Below are 6,568 nucleotides of genomic sequence, written 5' to 3'. Positions count from 1 at the left end.
GGAGTACGAGACGCGGGCCGAGAGGCAGGCTCGGCGAGGCGTGAGATCAAGAAGAAGGACGGCGCCCTGCCGACCGTCTCCCGTGGTCCGCTTCGTCGCTTTACCGACCCGGCTCTTACGCCTCCAACTCCTACAGCGGTGTCGTCCTGAACGACGTCGGCTTCCCGCGCCCGAAGTCGCAGATCTCCGACGACCCGGGCGTCACCATGAAGGACGTCGGCCCGGAGGAGATCGACCAGGCCGACGCCGACCTGGTCTTCGTCACCACCGCCGACACCCCGGACAAGACCCAGCAGAAGCAGGTCACCTCCAACCCCGTGTGGAAGGACCTGCCCGCTGTCGAGGACGGCAAGGTCTTCGAGGTCCCGGACGAGACCTGGATGTCCGGCATCGGCGTCCAGGCCGCCGAGGAGATGCTCGCCGACATCGCGAAGGCAACCGGCGTCGAACTGCCGAAGCAGTAACTCCTGCAGTACCTGGGGCGGGCCCCACCACGAGACGGGCCCGCCCCGCCCTGCCCCACCCCCACCCGCTAGCGGAAGCCGTGCACCACCCCATGCGCCTGTACCTGCTCGCTCTCAACCCCACCGACTCCGTCACCGAGGGCTTCCTGCCCGCCGCCGTACGGCTGGGCCTGGACGTCACCCTCCTCACCGACCAGCCCGACGCGCACCGCGCGGCCTACCCGGAGCATCAAGGGATCGAGATCCTCGACTGCGACGTACGGGACCACCGCTCCGTCATCTCCCGGATCTCCACCGGTCACCGCCCCGGCGCGGTCTTCACCAACAGCGACCACCTCCAGACCCAGGCCGCCCTCGCCGCCCACTACTTCGACCTCCCCGGCAAGGACTGGCGGGCCGCGCTGCGCACCAAGGACAAGGGCGAGATGCGGCGCCACCTCGCCGTGGCCGGTGTGGACACCGTGTGGTCCGCCGAGATCACCGCCCCTGCCGACCTCACCGGCCCCCTCGTCGCCGACGCCCCGTACCCGTGCGTCGTCAAGCCCCGCGAGGGCGTCGCCAGCGAGGACGTCGTGCTCGTCGACACCGCCGAGGACCTCGTGGCGCGAGGCAAGGAGATCCTGGCCCGCCGACCGGGCGGCACCCTGGTCGTCGAGGAGTACCTGCCCGGGGAGCTGTACACCCTGGAGACCCTCGGCGACGGCCGCGTCCGACACGTGCTCGGCGGCTTCCACACCGAGCTGTCCCCGCCGCCGTACTTCATCGAGGAGCGGCTCACGTTCGTCCCGGCCCACCCCGAACCGGTCGTCGCGCAGGTGCTCGCCCAACTCGACGCGCTGGGCGTCGGGTTCGGGGCCTGTCACACCGAGTTCGTCGTCCACGAGGGCCGGGCCCGCGTGATCGAGGTCAACTACCGTGCCATCGGCGACCAGTGCGACCTGCTGCTCGCCCAGCTCCTCGACATCCCCCTGTTCGAGCACATCCTCCGCACCCACCTCGGGGAACCGCTCCCCGCCGACCTCGGCGGCCGGAGCGACGGCGCGGCGCGCCTGGAGTACCCCTGCGCCGACCGGGCCGGCACCCTCGTCGCCGCTCCCGCCGCGACCGACGTCACCGTCGACGGGGTGCGGCTGACGTACCGCCCGCTGCGCGCACCCGGCGAACACCACGCGCTCTACCGCACCAACCGCGACTACCTCGGCGTCCTCCGCGCCACCGGCACCGGTCAGCGCACCGTGGACCGGGTGGCGGCGGACTTCCTCGCCGCCCAGCGCTGGGAGATCCAGCCGTGACCGCATTCACTGCCATGAACGCAGCTACCGGCATGACGGCCATGACCGCCGCGACCGGCATGACGGCCGGGCCCGCCAGGACGGCCGCGCCCGCCGTGGACGCCGCCGAAGCCGAACTGCTCACCCGGGTGCTCGGAGCCCTGCTCCGCGAGGACGTGGTCGGCCTGCGCACCCGCAGCACGCCCGTCGACCTCCTGGACGGGGCATGGCTGCGCCTGCCCACCGCCGACGGCGACGACGCCCTCCTCCTCCCGGTCATCGAGGACGGCTTCCAGCACACCCACACCGCCCGACTGCCCCTCCTCGTCCGGGAGTCGGACGGCACACCCCTCCCCACCTGCGACACCGTCCTCGCCGCACTGCGCACCCTCGCCGACCCCGTCGACCGCGACGGCTTCGACGCCTTCGCCGAGGAGTGCCGCCAGACCCTCGCCACGATGCGGCTGCACGAGGCGACGGCGGACGAGATCGCCGAGGGGCTCACCGACCTCTACGGCGCCGACCTCGCCGGCTGGACGGGGCTGCGCGGCGGTCTGGCGTACGAGACGCTCGCGGCCCGCCTCGACCACCCGGTCTACCCGACCGCACGCGGCCGCGCCGGACTCGACGAGGAGCAACTGCGCCACTACGCGCCCGAGTTCCACCCGACCTTCGCGCTCCAATGGCTCGCCCTGCCCAAGGAGGCCCTCACCGTCACCGGGGACCTCCCGGACGGCTGGCCCACCCCCTCCGGGCTCGGGTTCGCGGACCTCGACCACACCCATGTCACCCTGCCCGTCCACCCGCTGACCGTCGGCGCGCCCCTGGACGCGGCACTGCGCGAGGCGGGGCTCGCGGACCGGGCCGTACTCGCCGACCGGGCGTACCTACCGGTCGTCCCCACCCTGTCGATGCGCACGGTCGCACCCGCCGCCGCGCCCTCCCTGCACCTCAAACTCCCCCTGGCCACCGCCACGTTGGGCCTGCGCAACAAGCGGTCCATCAAGCCCGGGACCCTCGTCGACGGCGCCGCCGGACAGCGGCTGCTCGCGGCGGTGACCGACCGCGAGCCCCGCTTCCGGGGCCGGGTGCTGCATGCCGACGAGACGGTGTACGCGCACGCCGGACACGAACTCCTCGCCGTCCTGTGCCGCCGTTACCCGACGGACCTCGACGACTGTGCCGTCGTGCCCATGGCCGCCCTGCTCGCCCAGGCCCCCGGCGGCCGACTGGCCCTCGACCACCTCGCCGACCGCTACCACGGCGGTGACCCGACCGCACTGCTCGACGCCGTGCTCACCCTGCTGTTCGACTGGCAGACCACGCTCTTCGGCTACGGCATCGCCCTGGAATCGCACCAGCAGAACGTCTCCCTCGTCTTCGGCCCCGGCCCCGGCGATCTGCGGCTGCTGCTGAAGGACAACGACGGGCCCCGCGTCAACCTCGCCCGCCTGAGCGCCAAGCTCGGTGCGGATCAAGCGAGTTGGGGATTCGACGACGCCCGTACCTTCACCACTGACGACCGCGCCGTGACCGACCTCTTCACCACCATCACCGTCCATCTGTGCGCCGGCGCCTACGCGTTCGGCCTGGCCCGCCACGGCCGCGCCCCGCTGCCCGAGCTGCTGCGCCTCGTCCGGGACCGCCTCACCGAGGCCGTCGACCGCCTCGGCGGCGACGCGGCGACCGTCCTGCGCGAGCGGGTGCTGAACGCCCCCGAGCTGCCGGTGAAGGCGATGGTCACCGCCGGGACGCTGCTCAGCAAGGAGCGGTCGGGCGCCGCCGACATCAACAAGCACTACACCACCGGGCCCAACTACCTTCTGGGACACGGGAGTCCGGTATGACAGCCGAGGCGCTCGCGGTGTCGCGCCCCGCGTTCGGCCGCCGGCAGGTGCACGCCGTGGCCGCCTGCTACTTCGTGGCGTCGTTCGCAGCGCTGGGGCTGCCGCCGTACTTCACCGAGATACTGCCGGGCCTGGGCGACCGCGCGGCCCGCTGGGCGGGTGTGCTGTACGTCGTGCCCACCGTGTTCAGCGCGCTCGCGGCACCCCTGTGGGGGCGGCTGGCCGACCGCTTCGGGCGAAAACGGCTGCTGCTGCGGGCCCAGCTGGGCCTCGCCGTCTCCTTCCTGCTGGCGGGCTGGGCCGACTCGCTCACCATGTTCACGGTCGCGCTGGTGCTCCAGGGCATCCTGGGCGGCACGTTCGCCGCCTCCAACGGCTATCTGGGCGCCGCCCTGGACGGCCCGCGACTGTCGAGGGCGCTGACCCTGATGCAGGGCAGCGCGCGGGCCGCACTCGTCTTCGCGCCGATCGTCGTCGGCGCGCTGTCACCGTGGCTGGCCCCGCACCGCCAGTACGCGTTCCTCGCCCTGCTCCCGCTCGCCGCCGCCCTGCTGCTCGCCGCGCTGCCCGAACCGGCCGAGGCCGAGGAGCCGGCGGAGCGCGAGCCGGAGGCCGCAGACCCCGCCCCGAGGGCCGCACTGCGCCGGCTCTACGCCCTGGAGTTCGCCTTCGTGTTCTCCACGGTGATCTCCTTCCCCTATCTCATCTCCCTCGTCGAGGAACGCCTTCCCGGCGCCTCCGCCGCCCTCTCCGGCCTGCTCTTCGCCCTGCCGCACCTCTGCTACCTGCTCACGGCCCTGACCGTGCACCGCGTGCTCCATGCCCGCCCCCGGCACGGCATCGCCCTCGGCTTCGCGCTGATCGCCCTCGGCCTGGCCGGTCACGGCGTCGCCGACAGCCTGCCGGCCCTCGTCGCCGTACGGCTGCTCCTCGGCGCCGGTCTCACCCTCGGCATGGTCGGTCTGTCGGTCCTGGCCGCCGACTGCGCCCGGGGCCGCGCCCCCGGCGGCATGTTCGGCTCCCTGGAGTTCTTCTCCAAGGCCGGCGCCGTCGCCGCCGGAGTGACCGCCGCCGTGGGCAGCGCCCGGTTCGGGCCCGCCGCCCCGGTGCTCATAGGCGGCGGCATGGCCGCCCTCACCGTCCTCGCGACCCTCCTGCCCCCACATCCGCGTACCCGCTGGAGCCACTAGATGCCCCCGCTCACCGACTCGCTCGGTACCACTCAGCTCCCCACCGCCGACGAGGCCGTGGTCCGACCCCTCCCCACCGCCGACGACGCCGTGGCCCACACCCTCCTCAACTGCCTGCTGCGCGAGGTCTCCGGCCCGGAACACCAGACCGCCGTCATCGACGGCCACCTCCTGCTGCGCCTGCCCCGCCGCGGCCTGCTTCTCCGGGTCGCCCTGCGCCGTAGGTCCCTGCTGGGCGCCCACCGTTTCACCGGCCCCGTCCAGGAGCAGTCCGACACCGGCTGGACCGCACTCGCCTGGCGCCGCCTCGCCGAATACGCCCATGACGAACTGTCCCTGCGGACCGGCGTCCGCAACGACGAGTTCCTGGACCAGATCGACTCCAGCCACCGCACCGTCGCCAGCGCACTCGCGGGCCGCGAGACCGGCGAGCGCACCGGGACCCGTGGGGCAGAGGCGCAGGGCCCGCACCCTGCCTCCTCCCATGGGCTCCCGGACTATCTCGCCTCCGAGCAGTCCCTGCTCTTCGGCCACCGCTTCCACCCCACCCCCAAGGCACGCACGGGCGACGCGGACGCCTGGCGGTCCTACGCCCCCGAGGCCGGCGCCGCCTTCCCGTTGCGCCACCTCGCCGTCCGCGACCATCTGATCGCCGAGGAGACCGCCGAGGCGGACGCCACCGCCGTGCTCGACCGAGAACGCGGCGACGTCCCCGACGGCTACCGACTGCTGCCCGCCCACCCCTGGCAGTACGCGATGCTCCGCGAACACCGGCTGCTGCGGGAGGCGTTGGGCCGCGGCGACATCCTCGACCTGGGGCCCGGCGGTCGGGAGTACGCGGCGACCGCCTCCGTCCGCACCCTCTTCGACGGCGACACCTTCCTGAAGTTCAGCCTGAACGTCCGCATCACCAACTGCCTGCGCAAGAACGCCAGTTACGAACTCTCCGGTGCCGTCGCGCTCACCCGTGTGCTGGCGCCCGCCCTCACCGACCTGGAGACCCGCTTCCCCGGCAGTGCGATGCTCCGCGAACCCGCCTACCGCAGCCTCGCCGTCCCCGGCCCCGACGGCACCCCCGACCGGGCCCTCCTCGAAGGCTTCGGCGTCATCGTCCGCGAGGGCCTCTCCCGGCGGCTGCTGCCCGGCACGACCCCGCTGCTCGCGGCCGCCGTCGCCGACGAGTACCCCACCAGTGCCGCGCACGTCTCCCGCCTCCTCGGCGGAGCCGGTCCGCGGACAGCGCTGCACTGGTGGCAGGCGTATCTGCGCCTCCTCGTCCCGCCCGTGCTCTCCGCCTACTTCGACCACGGCCTGGTCCTGGAACCCCACCTCCAGAACGTGCTGATCTGCGTCGACGGCGACGGGCTGCCCGTCCAGGTCCTCTTCCGCGACCTGGAGGGCACCAAGCTCGTCCCCGACCACCACGCCGACACCCTCGGCGCGCTCCCGCCGGAGGTCGCGGGGCCGATGTCGTACGACGCCCGGCGCGGCTGGGACCGTGTCGTGTACTGCCTGCTCGTCAACCACGTCGCCGAACTGCTCGCCGCGCTCGCCGATCTGCATCCCGAGAGCGAGGCCGATCTGTGGGCCGCGGTCCGGGACACGCTGCGGGAGTACGCCGACGAGGAGGGCTGCCCGCCCCGCCTCGCCGCCCTCCTGGCGGGGGTCCCGCTCCCCGCCAAGGCCAACCTCCTCACCCGCTGGGAACGCAAGGCCGACCGCGAGGCCGGTTACGTCCGTCTCCCCTCCCCGCTCGCCGAGGACGTCCTGCGCTGGAGCCCCCGGTGAACCACGAA

General features: G+C 73.3%; 5 protein-coding genes. All 5 read left to right on the top strand.

Annotated features, from left to right (window positions below; all coding sequences use genetic code 11):
- Window positions 1-146 precede the first annotated feature (146 nt).
- The 5 genes from E4N62_RS24775 to E4N62_RS24755 all read left to right on the top strand — a co-directional run bounded on the left by E4N62_RS24775 (window position 147) and on the right by E4N62_RS24755 (window position 6,560).
- A complete protein-coding gene (locus E4N62_RS24775; RefSeq protein ID WP_268269810.1) occupies window positions 147-464 on the top strand; it encodes an ABC transporter substrate-binding protein in 318 nt (105 codons plus the stop codon).
- A 92-nt stretch (window positions 465-556) separates the two neighbouring features.
- Window positions 557-1,756 carry an acetyl-CoA carboxylase biotin carboxylase subunit family protein gene (locus E4N62_RS24770; protein WP_230217827.1) on the top strand — a complete coding sequence of 400 codons (1,200 nt, stop codon included), beginning with the start codon at window positions 557-559 and terminating at the stop codon, window positions 1,754-1,756.
- A gap of 59 nt (window positions 1,757-1,815) precedes the next feature.
- The gene (locus tag E4N62_RS24765) at window positions 1,816-3,582 is read left to right on the top strand and encodes an IucA/IucC family protein (protein ID WP_230217858.1); all 1,767 of its coding nucleotides are present in this window, start codon (window positions 1,816-1,818) and stop codon (window positions 3,580-3,582) included.
- The gene (locus E4N62_RS24760) at window positions 3,579-4,772 is read left to right on the top strand and encodes an MFS transporter (RefSeq protein ID WP_230217825.1); all 1,194 of its coding nucleotides are present in this window, start codon (window positions 3,579-3,581) and stop codon (window positions 4,770-4,772) included. Before E4N62_RS24765 ends, E4N62_RS24760 begins: the two co-directional genes overlap by 4 nt.
- The gene (locus tag E4N62_RS24755; RefSeq protein WP_230217823.1) at window positions 4,773-6,560 is read left to right on the top strand and encodes an IucA/IucC family siderophore biosynthesis protein; all 1,788 of its coding nucleotides are present in this window, start codon (window positions 4,773-4,775) and stop codon (window positions 6,558-6,560) included.
- Window positions 6,561-6,568: the final 8 nt, after the last annotated feature.

Origin of the sequence: Streptomyces sp. MNU76 (assembly GCF_020982545.1) — a bacterium.
Classification (GTDB): Bacteria; Actinomycetota; Actinomycetes; order Streptomycetales; family Streptomycetaceae; genus Streptomyces.
Note: the sequence above shows the minus strand (reverse complement) of the source record. Positions and strands in the feature narration are given on the sequence as shown.